Raw genomic sequence first — 16,755 nt, forward strand, 5'->3', positions numbered from 1 at the left:
CGTACGCTCTTGCGCCTGGGTACGGATCTCCATATCCATGCCCGAAGAGTTGATAAAGGGAATCACACGTGTCAGTAGATGAACCAGCCGCACCAAAGAGGCTTCTGCAGCACCGCAAGGTGACGGGCCAAGAGTTCTGGAGAGACAAGATTCGGGACCCAGAAGATGTGAAGACGCGGCAAGCAGAGTACGTGAGCTCCCTACCGACTGATTCCAATGTTGTATTCTACGAGAGCATGTCCGGTGCAAGAATGATGGACTCCCCATACGCTCTCTTCCTCCGCCTTCACAGCGCTCGCGATTTCCGGAAGCTCCATCACGTATGGTCGGTCAGGTCGTCGGACCTGATACCCGATGAGTTCAAGGACGACCCTCGGGTCACCTTCGTCACTCGTGGCACCGATGCTCACCTCTACTTCCTTGCGCTTGCCGGCTACATCATCGGCAACTCGCTCCTGCCCGAATACTTCGTTCGCAAACCCGACCAGAAATACCTCAACACCTGGCATGGAATCGCCTATAAGACTCTCGGGCGTACAGCTGCTTCGCCCCTGGGCGCGGCAGGAAGTGTCTACAATCTCCTTCAAGCGACCCATGTTCTGACTCCTTGCCCTTACATGACCGAGGCCGAGCTAACTCGGTTCTCGCTTAGAGGGGTCTTTTCAGGTTCTATGGCCGAGATCGGCTACCCACGCCAAGATCTGACGTTGAATATGTCCGAACTGAGCGCACAACGACTTCGCGGGAACCTGGGATTGGATCCGACAAAAAAGACCGTTCTCTACGCACCCACCTGGCGCGGGAACAAAGGGTCTGCACGATTCGACGGCGATCAGCTTCAAAGAGATATTGAGGCCCTAGCGAAGCTCAACGCAAATGTCATCTTCCAGGCGCACCACATCATGCTTCGCCACATCAAGAACGTGGACTACGGCAACATCATTGTGCCACCGACCACGATGACTGCGAACGACCTTCTTGCAGTTGCCGACCTGTTGATATCTGACTATTCGAGTATCTTCTTCGACTTCCTGGCGACAGGCAAACCCATCGTCCACTACCTCTACGATTATGCAGAATACGCCGAAGAACGAGGCCTCCTACTCGACCAAGGTGATCTACCCGGCCCAATTGTCGCAACCGCTGACGAATTGATTTCAACGGTCACGAGTCTGATTTCCGAACCGTACCAACCAACGACTCGATATCAGCAGGCCAGAGAGAGATTCTGTCCTCATGACGATGGGCAGGCCACTCTTCGCACCATTCGTTGGTTCATGTTTGGCGACGTTTCAGGCATCAAACAGGTTGACGCACGTCCCCGGCCGACAACCGTCTTCTGGGGTGGACGACTCGACAAAACCAAGAAGACTCAATCCTTCCTAGACGCCTTGGACACTGCGGCGAAGTCGGGCGACAGGGATGTCACGCTCTTCGTGGCACATTCTGTAAAGTCGAACCCTGTCGCGATGGAGCGAATCAGGCACCTGGATCCTTCTGTGTCGATCGTGGCGCGCAATGATTTTGAAATGATCATGACCACACAGGAAAGACAAGCTCGTCAGGGCGCAGACATCGCCCAGATGCCAGAGGACCGAGTGAAGGAGAGCTCTGCATGGACCCGCCTGAAAGGTGCCTTCGCCCGAAAAACCCCGGCGACCGCACCAGAACACGATCTTCTCGAGACGATGTACCAGCGCGAATATCGACGAGTGCTGGGCGACGCGCAGTTCGATGAGTTGGTCGAGTTCGAAGGTCTGTCCGGTTTCTGGAGGAAGCTGGCTCAGCATGCCCTCAAATAGGAAAGTCTCTGAATTCGAGTCTGGTACCGTTCTGCTGTGATCCAGAACATACTGTGGCTGACTCTTGAGACGAGCCCCGACGACATTCCTGCGATGATTACTGAAAATGACGGCTTGCCTCGATACTTTCGCATCGACACATCTCTCGCAGCGAAGCCCGACCACGACCTCATGAAGCTGGCTTTGAAGAACCGGGATGCGAAAGACCTACTGATCCGACTCACCAATCTGGGTTACTCCCTGTATTACAACACTGCAGACGAGAGCAGGTTCATCCGGCACGATCGTATTGTGCACCACTGGCCTGCCGTCAAAGATGAATCGTTCCAGGTCTCTGACGATGGGATCGTGCACCAACTCGAATTCCCGGAGTCAGGGACGATTTCGCGCCTCGTCGTCATCTTCTCACCGATCAATTCCAAACCGCGACTGATCCGCTATTTCCGCCCGTCCTTTGCCACATTGATGAAGTACGTCCCCCGCGACACGGCAATCCTTCGAGTCGCTGATGTCGGAGGTGTCAAAGGAGCCTTCTACTTGGACACCAGCTTCATGCCAGACAACAGCTCCAGAATCCGACGGCTCATACAGAGCACGGTCGCTGAACATGGCATCGAAGCTCCCAATGTCGTTCTCTTCGGCGCTTCCAAGGGTGGCACCGGGGCTCTGTATCACGGGTTGACGGGCGGCTGGAAGTTCGTTTCGGTCGATCCGATCGTCACTGACAGTTGGTATGAGCAGTACGAAAACGATTACCACTTCACTGCGCAGGGAGTCTTCCCTAGGCCGAAACAAGAAGTGTTCACCGAACTCGTCGGACGAATCTCATCTGAACGGCGCGGTGAATCGCTGAACTCGGTGATAGTGACATCGTCGAGATCACCCCAGTACCCCTATACATCCGAGATCATTCATCCCCTTCGAAACAGTCTGAGTGTGCTCGACAGCGGTAATCCGAATATTCTCAAACACCCGGATGTTGCGCCCAAGACCATCTACGCGCAGGTGATGGCCATCAACACACTCTTACTCGGTTTCAGCCTTCCCCTTGGAGAATCGGCGGTTCCCTGAGGATAGTGAGTGCCTTTTACAGCATGCCGGGTCATGGGATTTTGTAGGAGTGAGAGACACCACCTGTTGTGCACCATCGACTCCGATTCTGCGCTCAGCTACGTTTGAGTCTCAGTCGACCGAAAGATTCACCATGGAACGAGTACGCAGACACAAGTCCGAACCGATCTCCAAGCGCAGGCGTAGCATCGTCGCCTTACGCGAATCTGAGAAGCCGGTGCTGCTCAGTCGCCGCATCGTCGACAGCGAGCCCGGCGATCTGTCGACCTCGTCGACCTTCGCCGAAGCCCTTGCCCAGCAGCCGACGGATCGCTCCCCCACTTCGCCATCATTTACGCAGGTCGTCGTCCCCAAGTCCACGCCGGAGCTTCTCGCCGAAATCGCCTCGGTGTGGGAGCTGCACCCGGTCCTCGTCGAAGACCTATTCCATGCAAACCAACGCCCCAAGATCGATCGCTACGACGATGTTCTCTTCGTCGTCCTCAAATCCGCGGTCTACATCGACTCGGCCGAGGAAGTCGAGTTCAAGGAATTCCACCTACTGATGAAGGACGATGTTCTCGTCATCATCTGCCAGGACGATCGGTTCATCGACGGATCACCTATCCCCCAAAGCGTTGAAGACATGCATGCCTATTTCAGGGATGAGAAACGCCAGTGGGCCTCGGACAGGGAGCTTCTCTCTTTGGGTCCCGAGGCGCTTGTCTACCGGCTGCTCGACACCGCGGTCGACACCTATTTCCCTGTCTTGGACGGCCTGCAGGACGACAAAGATGGAATCGAACGACAGGTCTTCAGCGGAGACACCGCGGCAGCGGCACGAATCTATCTGCTCAGTCAAGAGGTCATCGACGTCCTCCATACAACGACGCACCTCAACCGCCTCACCCAGAGACTGGGCAACGGTGCCGCCAAATATTCGATCCCAACCGAGCTGCAGGCTTACCTCGACGACGTCACCGACCACCTGACTCGAGTCCTCGCTGAGGCAGCTGAACTGCGCGAAGCCCTGTCACAGATCCTCAATGTCAACTCCACGCTGGTGGCTCAGCGCCAGAACGAAGATATGAAGAAGATCTCAGGATGGGCCGCAATCCTCTTCGCTCCCACTCTGATCGGAGCGATCTACGGCATGAACTTCGACGATATGCCGGAACTGCATTGGGCCTTCGGCTATCCCATGGCGCTCGGATTGATGGTAGGACTAGGCGTAGTCCTTTACATCGTTTTCAAGGTGAAGAAGTGGATGTGAGGACGAGTCGGAGTTGCACCGAGGCTGGAGAAGCTGACCACTGAGGTTGGCGTGCTTGGTTGTGTACAGGCGGACTGAATCTCCCAGATTGCATATGTTCGAGTTATCGCTCTCTATTCGAGCTCGATTGAAGCTGCGACCAGAGACGAGATCTACTGAAATATCGAGATAACCATTGGGAATAAGCAAGAGGCGACTTGTTGGGATCGTTGCACGAATGACGCCGTGATCAAATTTCGCTTCCACGCGGCCATAGAAGTTTCCGGTACGCGATTTCCAGGAAATGTAGACGCTGTCCGGCTTGTACTCCTCGAGGCTCTCGAGGTCGATGATGACATCGATATCTTCATCAGTCGATGTCGCTTCGGTGAGTGCCGCACGCAGCCGATCAAGATGGACGATGGGCTCGAATGACTGTTCGTTCAACACCTCGCCCCAGCGCCGAATGATGGGGGCCTCATAGAAGTCGGCGGCTCGGTCCATTGCGGCACGCCGCATCTTCTCAACCTCGTCTTCGGGCATGGAGAGGAATCTAAGTATTGCTTGAGCCAGTGCGTCAACGTCTCCGGGTGGAACGAGGAACCCGTTGACACCGTCTTCGATAATGTCGGTTGGTCCGTAGTCGATGGCGTAGCAGATGGGGATACAGCCAGCTGACATGCTTTCGAGGACAACGAGTCCCTGGCCTTCCGAACGACTGGTCAGGAGGCTGTAAGAACTCGTATGGAAGTTCATCTTCGCCCCGGGCGTATGTCCCTGCAGGCGGACAGAGCCTGCGACGCCGACCTCGTCGATCAAGTCTGTCAATGTGGACCGTTCATCTCCCTCGCCGTAGACGTCAAGAGTGACGTTCGGTGTCTGAGCAGACGCCTTGCCGATGGCACGGATAGCGTCATCGACGCGTTTCGGCGAAACCAAGCGCGCAATCATGGCGCCTTGTTCACGGACCCTGGGCGTTGTCGGATCGCCGGTGAGATTCTCCGTCAGGTTCGACACCGTCCTGAGTCGGTTCGATGAGAGTTCGGCCTCGTCCATGTCGTGACGCTGCCGATCGGTGAGCGTCGTGACGACATCAAACGAATCGAGGTGACGCATATAGCGAATCTTTCCGCTTGTCAGCTCACCGAAGTTGCTGCCTGTGGGATCACCGAGGAAATGACTATGTACGACCTGGCAGAGGATGACATTGTCGCGTCGATAGTCGAAGATGAGCCCTCCGGCGAATGACGAATCAGAGATCAGATACGAGGGCTTATCGTCGATGACCTTGTCGAGCCACGCGTGGTACAAGGCACGAGCAGACGGCCATTGGGCGATGACGTTGCCCTTATGGTCGAACAGGCTGATTCGCCTGCCGCCGATTTGCCCACGTTCATTCATATCAAGGCGGTCACTGAGCAGAAGCGCACCACTGTCGTGGTAGCGGTCAACCTGAAGCACCGCCTCATCTGAGTTTTTCCGGAACTCGTTCCAATCCGCTCCGCTGCGGTCAAGTACATCGTCGACTGCTTCATGATCCACCTCAGAGGTGCCGACCATCCGGCGCAGTTTCCGATCAGACCAAGAAGTGAGATCCTGCCAGATATTGCGCACGCGCACACGGCGATCTATTCGCCCCTCATCTCGGAGCTCTCTTTCCCGATCTTGCCCCTTGAGGTCGGCACTGAATGTCAATATATCGACCGATCGATTGTCCTGTCGGGCGAAGGCCGAACTGCGTTCCAGGGCGACCGTCGTCATGCCTCCGAAGTCATACGAGATGCCCCACGTGAGCGTGTAGTAATGCCCTTCGGGAAGGGCGCCTTTGTGTGGAAAACGATGGGGATATGGCTGGTGAAGTGGAGGAGAATTGAGGATGAACTTCATGAATATAACTATAGATGTCGCATATGCAATTCACTCGGATCTGACGAATCTCCTCCAGTGGGCGCGGCGACTTCGAATTCGGTCTCGATGTTCGCCGAGATTGCGGGCAACCAAGGGCTGAACACGCTGGTCATCGACCTGTATATCGCTCACCGAGCAGAAAGTACGGATGTGATCTTCATTACCAATTATCTGCTAACACCGAATTCGCATACTTTTATCGTCGGTAATCGCAATGACGGTCCAACGACCGTGATCGATCGTTAGCCGCCTTTTCTTCTTACCCCCTGCCTCTGTTCACCGGGCGGTCGCCACCCGATCACTTGGCGATCGTAGCGTCTCGAACATGTCTACGACTGAGCCGAAGAATTTCCGTCCCCGTCCGTCATCGATCCTCGCTGCCGCAGTCCTCACCCTGGCTGCAACCGTCAGTACCGGAGTCGTCTCGGCTTCCGCCCTCGGTCTCGGCTCGCCGTCTGAGTCCGCACCGTCAGCACCTGACAAGGTCTCCGAAATCGAATTTCCCGTCACGGTCTCTCACCGCGGCGGCGCCGACGTCTACCCGGAGGAGTCCATGGAAGGATTCACCGCCTCCGCGAAGGATGGATTCCTGCCCGAGATGGACATTCAGTTCCTCGAAGACGGCACCCCGGTCCTCATCCACGACGACACAGCCGATCGCACCCTCAATGGTGTCAGTGGCAAGATCCGCGATCTCAGTCGCGAGGAATGGGACGCTGCAACCATCAAGCACCCACAAGGTGGAGAGCCGGCCCAGACGGTCACCCTCGATGAGGCACTCGACGAACTCGGCGGGGAGGTCGTCATGGTTCCCGAGATCAAGCCAGGGGCCACCTCGGCGGAGGTCGATCAGGTTCTCGACGTCTTCGACGAACGTGGACTCAAGGAATCCCTCATCGTCCAGTCCTTCGACTTCGAAGCGGCGAAGACAATCGCGCAGCGCGGTTACACGTCGCTCTACCTCACCGGAGCAAAGCTGCCGACGGAATCGTTCGATGAGATCTCCGATGCCGGCATCGAATGGGTTGGACCCAGTAAGAATCTGCCGACACGAGACCTGCGCAAACTCGACAAGGCAGGCTTCCACGTTGCGCCCTATACCCTCGCGACGTCGAAGGACGGGCACCGCCTGCCGGGCTGGATCGACGGCTACTTCACCGACGACGCCTGGACGAACTAGCGGGCGATGCCCCGAACCAGCGGGCAACGTCTTCGGCCTCGGAAGGTCAGCAGAGTTCTGTTGACCTTCCGAGGCCGAACTCGTGAGACCCGGGCAAACGACTGAACGCGAACTGAGTCCGCGGAGACACAATATGACGCGTTCATGATGTCCGCGGTGGCGAACCGCTAGAATCGGCTCGTCACCCACTTCTCTCCTGAGGAGTTGCAGTGACGTCCAACGCAGCGATGCCGCACAAGCGACCTTGACGGGCCTCAACAAGGAAGTCGACTCCTCGTCATGCCGCCAGGCCTCCTCTTCACCTCAGTGACCCGACGGCGTATTCACCGATGAAGAACGCCGTTGCACGAGAGAGGACCGCCCGCATCGCCTGCAGCAAACTCCCGTTACAGCTAAGGAGCACAATCGATGAATACCCCCATCAAAGTCGCCGTCACCGGTGCGGCCGGTCAGATCGGCTACAGTCTTCTCTTCCGCATTGCCAGCGGCGCTCTCTTCGGCCCGCAAACTCCAGTTCAGCTGCGCCTGCTGGAAATAACACCAGCACTGACTGCCCTCGAAGGCGTGGTCATGGAACTCGAGGACTGTGCCTTTCCCACTCTCGACTCGGTTGAGATCGGCGATTCGGCCGAGCACATCTTCGACGGCGTCAACCTCGCCCTGCTCGTCGGCGCTCGCCCCAGGTCTCAGGGCATGGAGCGCAGCGACCTCCTTGAGGCCAATGGTGCGATCTTCACTGCCCAGGGCAAGGCCCTCAACTCAGTCGCCGCCGACGATGTCCGCATCGGCGTCACCGGGAATCCGGCCAATACCAATGCGCTGATCGCCTTGCACAATGCGCCCGATATCCCCGCCGAACGTTTCAGCGCACTGACCCGCTTGGACCACAACCGCGCCCTGGCACAGCTGGCCAAAAAGGCCGCAGTATCGGTCGCCGACATATCCAGGATGACGATCTGGGGCAACCACTCAGCCACCCAGTATCCCGACATCTACCACGCAGAGATCGGCGGGGTGAATGCCGCTGAGGTCATCGGCGACCAAGCCTGGATCGAGAACGATCTCATCCCCACGGTTGCCGAGCGCGGTGCCGCCATCATCGAGGCGCGTGGATCTTCCTCTGCGGCCTCTGCTGCCGCGGCGACGATCGACGCCGCCCACGACTGGCTGTACGGCACGCCCGAGAGCGACTGGGCCTCGATGGCGGTGGTCTCCGATGGTTCCTATGGGGTGCCTGAGGGGCTGATCTCCTCCTATCCCGTGACAACTTCGGACGGGAACTGGGAGATCGTGCAGGGACTCGATATCAACGACTTCAGCCGCAGGATGATCGACGCCACCACTGCTGAGCTCGCCGAGGAGCGTGAGACGGTGACCGCTCTCGGTCTGATCTGAGTTCTTCGGCTGGGTGCTGATATTCTCAGCCTCAGATGACCCTGTGACCGAAGGTACCCATGAGCACCGAGAATGTCTCGCCGAATGCGGCTGATCCCAGTGTGGAGTACATGGGTGCGCTCATCCACCAGTTGCGGGGATCGGCGGGAATGACCCTGACCGACCTCAGCCGCGTCGCCGGAGTGAGCCAGGGGTTGCTGAGCCAGATCGAACGTGGTCGTGGCAATCCTGCATATCTCACGCTGCTCAAGATCGCGAGGGCCTTCGATGTGCCCGTCGGCCGGTTCTTCACCCAGGGTGAGGAACCGGCCGACAATCGCGTGGTCCGCGCCGACAAACGTCGTCAGCTGCAGGTCACCGATCGCGGACTCGTCTACGAGCTGCTGACGCCGACGATGAACGGCGCACTGCTGGTGCTCAAAGTGCGGGTCCCATCGGGGTACTCCAACGAGTCGGTGCCCTTCAACCATCACCGCGCCGAAGAGTGCCTGTTCGTCCTCGAGGGAACCTGCTATTTCCAGGTCGGCGATGACGGATACACGCTGGCAGCCGGTGACAGCATCACCTATTGGGGCGATCAGCCGCACTGGTTCCGGATCCTCGGTGACGCCGAGGCGGTTCTCATCGCCACGATGACTCCCCCGGTGTTCTGAGGTCCGTTTCCAGGCGTGGGCGAGACTTCAGTCGCTCTTCTTCGTGCGCCGGCTGCTTTCACGCTCGAGGGCCTCGACGAGTTCCTTCTTGGTCATCGTCGAACGTCCCGGGATCTTCAGCTTGCTTGCCTGCTGGTACAGGTGGTCCTTCGTCGCATTCGCGTCCACCCCACCAGCGGTCGGGCGATCGGTGTTCTTCCCGCCCTTGGCTTGGGCATCTGATGGCCCCGGTGAGGATTTCGGTTCCCATCTGTCACCGACCTTTTCGTGAGTGTGCTTGAGCGCATCGTAGGCCACCTGGTGCGCGCGCTCTTCGTCGCCGTACTCCTCCATTGCGGAATCGTAGGTCTTGGCGAAAGTCCGCTGAGCTTTGGCATCCGAATGTCGCAAGGTTGCTGGAAGCTCTGACTTCTTCGGGACTCCTGAACTGCTCATCTTCGGCATGGTGACCACATCTCCTCACGAACGCGAACGTCACGGTTATCCCGACGGTAACGCAGATCACCCGCCCATGTCAGTACCCGTTCCGCACATCGTCTGCGTCGATATCGCTGCGCAGACTTACATATCGCTGGTGTTCTGTGCCCAGCGGAATTTCCCCGAACCGGTGACTCTTGTCCGCTGTCGGACAGGGGCGTACGTTTGACGCACGAGGACAGTGTCGCGCACGGATGCCAGCGCACCGGCGCAGGAACGGCAGCCGAGCTCGGCTCAGAGCTGCACCGCGGTGCTGCAGAGAGGACCCGTCATGGATGAGGAGTCGTTCGACAACCTGATGGTCTCCGCCGATGCCGGTCTGATTGTCGTGACCACCGCGGCAGAGGGCGAACGGGCGGGCTGCCTGGTGGGTTTCCACTCGCAGGCGAGCATGTCTCCTCAGCAGTACGGTTTCTGGTTGTCGAAGGCCAATCACACCTACCAGGTGAGCCTACGGTCCACGCATTTCGCGGTTCACTTCCTCACTGCCGAGGATCTCGCCATGGCGCAGCGCTTCGGTGCCCGATCTGGTGAGGACACCGACAAGTTCCGCGGACTCGATGTTCACCTCACCGAGCAGGGAGTGCCGGTGCTCAGTGCTCTGCCGAACCGGGTGATCGTTGAGCGCATCACCATGCTCGACGACGGAGGAGACCACGTCGCCATCACCGCTCGGGTGATCTCAAGCGAGACCAGCGGGCCCTTTGCGCCTCTGCGCCTGTCCCACATCGGTGACCTGCCTGCGGGCCGCGACAATGCCGAACGGGCAATTCAGCCCTGATGCCCTCAACGGTCCGGCTGCAGAGGCAGCCTGCATCACGGCAGGGCCGATTCCCACTTCAGACGCTGTCAGTGCGTGGGCTGGCCTCCATTGACGTTGAGGGTCTCACCCAGGACGTAACTCGACTCCGCCGAAGTGAGGAACACATAAGCCGGCGCGAGTTCCGTCGGCTGACCGGCTCGCCCCAAGGGAGTGTTCTTCCCGAATTGGGGCAGTGCTTCCTTCGGCTGACCCTCAGAGACCTGCAGGGGCGTCCAGATCGGGCCGGGTGCGACCGCGTTGACTCGGATGCCGCGTGGAGCCAGCTGAGTGGCCAGTCCTTTTGTGAAGTTGTTGATTGCAGCTTTAGTCGACGCATAGTCCAGCAGGTGGGTAGACGGAGAATATGCTTGCACGGACGTCGAGTTCACAATCGTTGCGCCGGCGGGCAGATAACCCACTGCTGTCTTCGTCACTCGGAACATGGCGCGAATGTTGATCTCGAACGTATTGCCCCATTGCTCGTCGGACAGATCTTCGATCTCCTCGACTGCAATCTGTCGTCCGGCATTGTTCACCAGGGCGTCGAGTCCACCCAAGCCGTCTGCCGCATCATGGACCACCTGCTGGCAGTAGTCGGAATCTGACAAGTCCCCGGGAAGCGGGACCGCTGTACCGCCTGCCTCGCGGATGACGTCGCAGACATGGCGTGCGTCCTCCTCCTCGGCAGGCAGGTACGACAGGGCGACATCTGCTCCTTCTCGGGCGAAGGCGATAGCGACTGCCGAGCCGATGCCGGAATCAGCCCCGGTGATCAGCGCTTTGCGCCCCTTGAGCCGACCGGTGCCGCGATAGCTCTGCTCACCACGGTCTGTCCCTGGAATCAGGTCGACGTCGAGGCCCGGCTCAGGCTGATCTTGTTTGGGCGGGGAGATGTCTGGAAATCGTGTCACCGGATCTTGGAAAGTCAGTTGGTCGCTCATGCGCTTGATCCCCTTTCGGCTGATCCCGCTTACGCAAGGATCAGACTCGTTTCGCTCTCGATCAGCACGGTACTCTGGGAAGCTTCAGCACCGCCCAGTGCCGCCACATTAACAGGATCCGCGGAGTCTCGTAACCCCTGTCGTGACCGACGGTTCTGCGGTGAACATGCTCCACCCCCTCCTCTCTCAGGTGGTGACTTGCTCAGGGCCGATGTCGTCCCGGAGCCCGCGCCATACGGGATGACGCAGCCGACCAGCCTCGGTGATTCCTCCGTATTGGACCTCCCCGACGAGGCTGGGCCGCACCCAGTTCGCATCACGTGACTCGGCGGCAGGAACCTCCAAGGAGGGTGTCTTCCGGCTCAGGCGATCGAGCTGTGCCCGCAGAGCCTGCAGCTGATGGTCATCGAAGCCGGTGCCCACACGACCCAGATAGACCAGGTCTTCCTGATCGTGGGCCGCCAGCAGCAGCGAAGAGAAGGTCTCGGAACGCTCCCCCTTGCCGGTGCGCCACCCGACGATGATCACGTCTCGAGTCGAGGAATGTTTGAGCTTAGCCCAGGTCCGAGTTCGACGGCCCGGAAGATAGGTGCTGCCGATCTGCTTCGCCATGACTCCTTCGAGGTGGAGGTCACGACTGGCCTCCATCGCTTCGTCCACGGTTCCTTCGAAGGCTGCCGGCACATGGATGTGCTCACCCTCGGCGACCACGTCATGGAGACGTTCGCGTCGTTCGAGATACGGGGTCTTCAGCAAGGAAGCGCCGTCAACGCTCAACACGTCGAAGACCATCAGGTACACCGGTGTGCGCTCACGTTCACGTTTGATGTCGCTCTCATGCGTCAGTCCCATTCTGCGCTGCAGCCGCCCGAAATCGGGGCGACTGCCTGGGCCCAGCGCGACGATCTCTGCGTCAAGGATGCAATCAGCGTCCACGCAGTCGGCGAGCTCGATGAGTTCGGGGTAGGCCTTCGTCATATTGTGACCATTGCGGCTGGTCAGCGCGATCGACCCGGACGAATCATCGGTGCCGGCACGCACGGAGGCGAGCGCACGGATGCCGTCCCACTTCATTTCGAATGCCCAGTCGTCGGACTGTCGGCGAACGGAGCGAAGGCTCCCGATACTGGCCAGCATCGGTGCCATGTCAGTGGGCTGGACATCGCTGGAACCGGTGCGTTCGGGGTCGGCGGACCCGTTTCGCTGGGAATCCGGGTGCTCAGTCGAAGGTTTGTCCCGCCGTGGCGAGTTCTTAGATGAGTTCGAAGATGAGTCTTTGGTCAGGTGGATCATCCAATTCTTCTCAGGTTCCTTGTTCGGCCCGTGCTCACCGGTGTTGAACAGTGCGAACCGTCGCTCTCCCCCGAGCCCGCCGTCTTCGGCCCCATGGAGAACAGCGATGATCTCGCGGCCGTCTTTCCATTTCTCGAGTTCGTAAGTCCCGGAGTCCCAGATCGTGACCTCTCCGGCGCCATACTGGCCTTTCTCGATCGTGCCTTCGAAGCGTCCGTATTCACGAGGGTGATCCTCAGTCTGGATGGCCAGGTGATTGTGCTTCGGATCGGTGGGCGGTCCTTTCGGCAGTGCCCACGAAACCAGCACACCCTCGTGCTCGAGTCGGAAGTCCCAGTGCAGGGTGCTGGCGTGATGTTCCTGGATCACGAAGGACAGCTCGTCCCCGCTGGTGCCGTGGCTTTCGGGCACCGGTTCGCTGGTGCGCTTCGGGTCACGCTTGGATCGGTAGATGTCGAGACGATCGCGGGGCGCCGTCGATGAGATCGACGATTCCTTCTTCGAAGCAGCTGCGGGCCGCGCCGAGGTGGGTGCTGGATCTGCGGAATCGCCGGCAGTCTTCGCCAACGGCTCGAGCAGATCGCCGAGGTCGTCGATCCGCTCAAGGACCTCCTCGAAGCGCAGCTGCTCGACAGCGGGCGGGTCGTCGAGTTCGTCCCAGGTCCGCGGTGTCGCCACTGTGGGGGTGAACCGGCCGCGCAGAGAATAGGGGGCCACTGTCGTCTTCGCCGCTGAGTTCTGAGACCAGTCGATGAGCACCTTGTTCTCTCGCAGCGTCTTCTTCATGGCTGAGACGATGAGGTCCTGATGATCGGCTTCGAGGCTGCGCGCCAACTCGTGGGCGACGTCGGAGATCTGCTGGCTGGACGCTGATCCATCGAGCGGTGCATAGAGATGGATCCCCTTGGAACCGCTGGTCACGGGATAGACGTCGAGATCCATCCCAGTCAGAAGCTCCCTCACCAACTGTGCGACCTCGATGCAGTCGGCCAGTTCACGTCCCGGGCCGGGGTCGAGATCGAAGACCATTCGATCAGGATGTCTTGTCGTCGAGTCGATGGTGCCAGGGTCGGACGATCCCTTCGCGACCTGCCATTGGGGGATGTGGATCTCGAGCGAGGCCATCTGGGCAAGGTAGGTCAATGTCGCACGATCCTGGACCAGCGGGTACCTTTTGGATCCGGTGGAATGACGGATGGAACGGGAAGTGATCCACGATGGTGCGGATTCGGGGAGGTTCTTCTCAAAGAAAACGTCACCCGGTTTCTCCTGGGTGCCGACACCGTCGACCCAGCGTTTGCGGGTGGCGATGCGATCATGGGCGTGCCGGGTCATGTGCTCAGAGATGCGAGCGTAGTAGTCGAGCACCTCACCTTTGGTCGTGCCCGTCTCCGGATAGAAGACCTTATCAAGATTGGTCAACGTCAACCGATGCCCGTCGACGGTGACCTTCTGCTCCTTGCGTGGCATGGACACCTCCTGTGGTCTGTACGCTACTCGCTTGCGACGACGGAGACGAGGGAAAGGGCAGGACGACCTCGGCGATGGCGACCTGCGAAGACAGAACGCACAGCAGGAGCGATCTCAGGGGGCGAGCCAATGGGGGTAGCCAAGGTGCTGGGACTGAGTTTCAATGGATGCATGAGAGCCATCTGGACCGGATCGATTGCGTTTGGTCTCGTCAACGTGCCGGTGAAGCTGTACTCGGCCACAGAGAACCACGATGTCAGCATGCACCAGGTGCATGAGAAGGACGGCGGACGCATCCGCAATCAACACCGTTGTCAAGAGTGTGGGAAGGTCGTTGAGTTCGATGACATAGTCAAGGCCTACGACGACGGCGACAACCGCGTGATTCTCACGAAAGACGATTTCGAGGCCCTGCCCGCCGATGAGAATGACGACCTTGACGTCCTCCAGTTCGTCCCCAACGATCAGATCGACCCGATCATGCTGGAGAAGTCGTACTTCCTGGAGCCGACGTCGAAGACACCGAAGGCCTATCTTCTTCTGCGGCAGACGCTCGAAGACACCGACCGCACGGCCATCGTGAAGATCACGCTGCGCACCCGCACTCGACTGGCGATCCTGCGAGTGTGTGGAAAGGTGCTCATGATCCAGACATTGCGCTGGGCCGATGAGATCCGTGACGTCGACTTCAAGGGAGTGAACTCCCAGGCGAAGATCTCTAAGAAGGAACTGGAGATGTCAGCCAAACTTGTCGAATCATATTCGGAGGACTTCACACCTGAGGAGTTCAACGACGACTACCAGGATGAACTGCGCAAGCTCATCGACGCGAAGATCGACAAGGGAGAGACCCTCGACCTGGAGAAGGCCTTCCCTGACGAAGACGAGGACGAGGAGCCCGGCGGCGATGTCATCGATCTGATGGACGCGCTGCGCAAATCCGTCGACACCTCACGCTCATCGAAGAAGGGCTCGAACAGATCCGGTGCGAAGAAGACATCTGGAAAGTCGTCGTCGGGGAAGTCGTCGTCGGGGAAGTCGTCGTCGGGGAAGTCGTCGTCGGGAAAGTCCTCGTTGGGGAAGTCGTCGTCTTCGAAATCAGCTGCCAAGAAGAAGACCGGATGACGCGAAGCAAGAACGGTCAGAGGAGCTCGCACGGCACTCCGTGCGTGCTGACTAATCGTCACCGCCCTGCCCGCACAGCCACGATAGAGCGAAAGGAAGAGCAATGAGCAAAGAGAACTCCCACAAGACCGAAGAATTCAAGGGCAAGGCGAAAGCCGCTGCCGGAAAGGCCACTGATGACGACTCTCTCCAGGCAGAGGGAAAGGCCGACGTGGTCCAGGCCAAAGGCAAGCAGGCCGGCGAGAAAGCCAAGGACGCCGCTCGTGGCGTCGCCAACTCGCTCAAGGACTCCCCCGAGCGCTGAGTTGCAACTGGCCTGAGAATGCGAGCGGCAGTTCAATGCCGCTCCCATTCCTGTGCGTCTCATGCATCGCAGAAAGGACGCCGCGAAAACTGCTTGGGCAGCACGACTGCGGTCAGTTTGGCTGACTGATCACCAACAGGAGCTTTCCATTGGCGAGCTTCGTCTCGAGGCCATCGCACTCTTCTGAATCGAAGCCGAATCCGCTGAAAACGGTTCTGAGCTCAGAGTCTTCTTCGTTGTAGCGATCGGCAACGAGGTCCGCGATATCGGCAGGCTGGAATGTTGCATCGCCGACGATGCAGTCGATGCGTTCGTCATCGTGGGCGAACACATGGAGACTTTCCTTCGGAACCCCCTTCGATGCTTGCTTCTTCAGCTCGTTCAGCAGCCCGATATCGTCCTGAAATGCCTTCACCGTTGCTTTCATTCCAGTTCAGCTCCTCGTTCGAACCAGTGACTACCCGCAGTATCTCACCAAGCGTCTACCGAAGTCACTGCACGGTCAGATCTCCCTGCGGCTGATCGGCTTCGGTGAGAGCTGTGAGAAATCGAACGACGACCTCGCGCTCGTCACTGCTCATCGCGGCAGCGGCGTCGAAGCGCCGTGCGTGTTGGCGACCGATCGTCTCCCGCGCCGCTTGAGCCGTCTCCGGGGTCACCTCGATGCATATTGTCCGCTGATCTTTAGGATGCGGCGCGCGTATCAGGTGACCTGCCGCGACGAGGCGATCGATGAGCTTCGTCGTCGATGCGCTGGAGATCCCAACCTCACTGGCGATGTCCTTCGGAGTGACGACCCACCCCTGCTTCTGAGCGTGGATGAGCATCCGGATGGCGCGCATGTCACTGTCATTGAGATGCATATAGCGCCTGGACGCCTCAGACAGTGCCCGATCAGCTTCGCGCCACCGGCGCAGTGCCTCCATGATGGAGTTGCATTGAGTGATTTCGGCCCGCGACAAGTGAGAACGATCGGAGAATTCGGGATCGTTCAAGAAATAGTTCAGATCTGAATCCGGACGAATTCTTCTCTCTGCGGTCGACACCATCACAGCTTACCGTTGCTATGCTAGATTGAACTCTCGCCTGGCTAACGAAAGTGG

16 protein-coding genes are annotated in these 16,755 nt (G+C 58.9%); 10 read left to right on the plus strand and 6 right to left on the minus strand.

The annotated features are described in order from the left end of the window. Positions 1-68 precede the first annotated feature (68 nt). The 3 genes from JTF07_RS03900 to JTF07_RS03910 all read left to right on the plus strand — a co-directional run bounded on the left by JTF07_RS03900 (position 69) and on the right by JTF07_RS03910 (position 4,125). Positions 69-1,802 carry a CDP-glycerol glycerophosphotransferase family protein gene (locus JTF07_RS03900; protein WP_204232977.1) on the plus strand — a complete coding sequence of 578 codons (1,734 nt, stop codon included), beginning with the start codon at positions 69-71 and terminating at the stop codon, positions 1,800-1,802. A gap of 171 nt (positions 1,803-1,973) precedes the next feature. Further along, a complete protein-coding gene (locus JTF07_RS03905; protein ID WP_252199531.1) occupies positions 1,974-2,873 on the plus strand; it encodes an XcbB/CpsF family capsular polysaccharide biosynthesis protein in 900 nt (299 codons plus the stop codon). 133 nt (positions 2,874-3,006) lie between these two features. After that, complete coding sequence (locus tag JTF07_RS03910; protein WP_204232979.1) at positions 3,007-4,125, plus strand: magnesium and cobalt transport protein CorA; 1,119 nt, start codon at positions 3,007-3,009, stop codon at positions 4,123-4,125. Here JTF07_RS03910 and JTF07_RS03915 read toward each other — a convergent pair. Further along, on the minus strand, positions 4,078-5,664 hold the full coding sequence (locus JTF07_RS03915; RefSeq protein WP_502710955.1) for a glycosyltransferase: 1,587 nt from the start codon (positions 5,662-5,664) through the stop codon (positions 4,078-4,080). The two genes, JTF07_RS03910 and JTF07_RS03915, sit on opposite strands and share 48 nt — an antisense overlap. Here JTF07_RS03915 and JTF07_RS21020 point away from each other — a divergent pair. The 4 genes from JTF07_RS21020 to JTF07_RS03935 all read left to right on the plus strand — a co-directional run bounded on the left by JTF07_RS21020 (position 5,638) and on the right by JTF07_RS03935 (position 9,240). Then, positions 5,638-6,258, plus strand: coding sequence for a hypothetical protein (locus tag JTF07_RS21020; protein WP_502710956.1), 621 nt, complete (start codon positions 5,638-5,640; stop codon positions 6,256-6,258). The two genes, JTF07_RS03915 and JTF07_RS21020, sit on opposite strands and share 27 nt — an antisense overlap. Before the next feature lie 79 nt (positions 6,259-6,337). Further along, on the plus strand, positions 6,338-7,192 hold the full coding sequence (locus JTF07_RS03925) for a glycerophosphodiester phosphodiesterase (protein WP_204232982.1): 855 nt from the start codon (positions 6,338-6,340) through the stop codon (positions 7,190-7,192). Between the two features lie 408 nt (positions 7,193-7,600). Next, positions 7,601-8,587: a malate dehydrogenase gene (locus JTF07_RS03930; protein WP_204232983.1), complete on the plus strand. Its 987-nt coding sequence runs from the start codon at positions 7,601-7,603 to the stop codon at positions 8,585-8,587. A 59-nt stretch (positions 8,588-8,646) separates the two neighbouring features. Next, the gene (locus JTF07_RS03935) at positions 8,647-9,240 is read left to right on the plus strand and encodes a helix-turn-helix domain-containing protein (RefSeq protein ID WP_204232984.1); all 594 of its coding nucleotides are present in this window, start codon (positions 8,647-8,649) and stop codon (positions 9,238-9,240) included. Between the two features lie 27 nt (positions 9,241-9,267). Here JTF07_RS03935 and JTF07_RS03940 read toward each other — a convergent pair whose 3' ends face one another. After that, a complete protein-coding gene (locus JTF07_RS03940) occupies positions 9,268-9,684 on the minus strand; it encodes a ChaB family protein (protein WP_204232985.1) in 417 nt (138 codons plus the stop codon). 304 nt (positions 9,685-9,988) lie between these two features. On the opposite strand from JTF07_RS03940, the gene JTF07_RS03945 reads away from it, so the two are divergent. Beyond that, positions 9,989-10,498, plus strand: a complete 510-nt coding sequence (locus tag JTF07_RS03945; protein WP_204232986.1) for a flavin reductase family protein — start codon at positions 9,989-9,991, stop codon at positions 10,496-10,498. 68 nt (positions 10,499-10,566) lie between these two features. Here the strand turns inward: JTF07_RS03945 and JTF07_RS03950 are convergent, their stop codons facing one another. After that, positions 10,567-11,460 (minus strand): SDR family oxidoreductase, encoded by an 894-nt coding sequence (locus JTF07_RS03950; RefSeq protein WP_204232987.1) that lies wholly within the window; start codon positions 11,458-11,460, stop codon positions 10,567-10,569. A gap of 186 nt (positions 11,461-11,646) precedes the next feature. Next, positions 11,647-14,223, minus strand: a complete 2,577-nt coding sequence (locus tag JTF07_RS03955; protein ID WP_204232988.1) for an ATP-dependent DNA ligase — start codon at positions 14,221-14,223, stop codon at positions 11,647-11,649. Between the two features lie 171 nt (positions 14,224-14,394). Here JTF07_RS03955 and ku point away from each other — a divergent pair, with 171 nt between their 5' ends. Continuing rightward, entirely contained in the window at positions 14,395-15,348 is a 954-nt protein-coding gene (gene ku / locus JTF07_RS03960) for a non-homologous end joining protein Ku (protein ID WP_204232989.1), read from the plus strand. Positions 15,349-15,451: 103 nt separating this feature from the next. Continuing rightward, complete coding sequence (locus JTF07_RS03965; RefSeq protein ID WP_204232990.1) at positions 15,452-15,652, plus strand: CsbD family protein; 201 nt, start codon at positions 15,452-15,454, stop codon at positions 15,650-15,652. 112 nt (positions 15,653-15,764) lie between these two features. Here JTF07_RS03965 and JTF07_RS03970 read toward each other — a convergent pair whose 3' ends face one another. Both JTF07_RS03970 and JTF07_RS03975 read right to left on the minus strand, forming a co-directional pair. Then, positions 15,765-16,079, minus strand: coding sequence for a general stress protein (locus tag JTF07_RS03970; protein ID WP_204232991.1), 315 nt, complete (start codon positions 16,077-16,079; stop codon positions 15,765-15,767). Positions 16,080-16,143: 64 nt separating this feature from the next. Beyond that, positions 16,144-16,578: a MarR family winged helix-turn-helix transcriptional regulator gene (locus JTF07_RS03975; RefSeq protein WP_204232992.1), complete on the minus strand. Its 435-nt coding sequence runs from the start codon at positions 16,576-16,578 to the stop codon at positions 16,144-16,146. Positions 16,579-16,755: the final 177 nt, after the last annotated feature.

The sequence above is a fragment of the Brevibacterium sp. RIT 803 genome, assembly GCF_016892625.1.
In the GTDB taxonomy this organism is placed as follows: domain Bacteria; phylum Actinomycetota; class Actinomycetes; order Actinomycetales; family Brevibacteriaceae; genus Brevibacterium.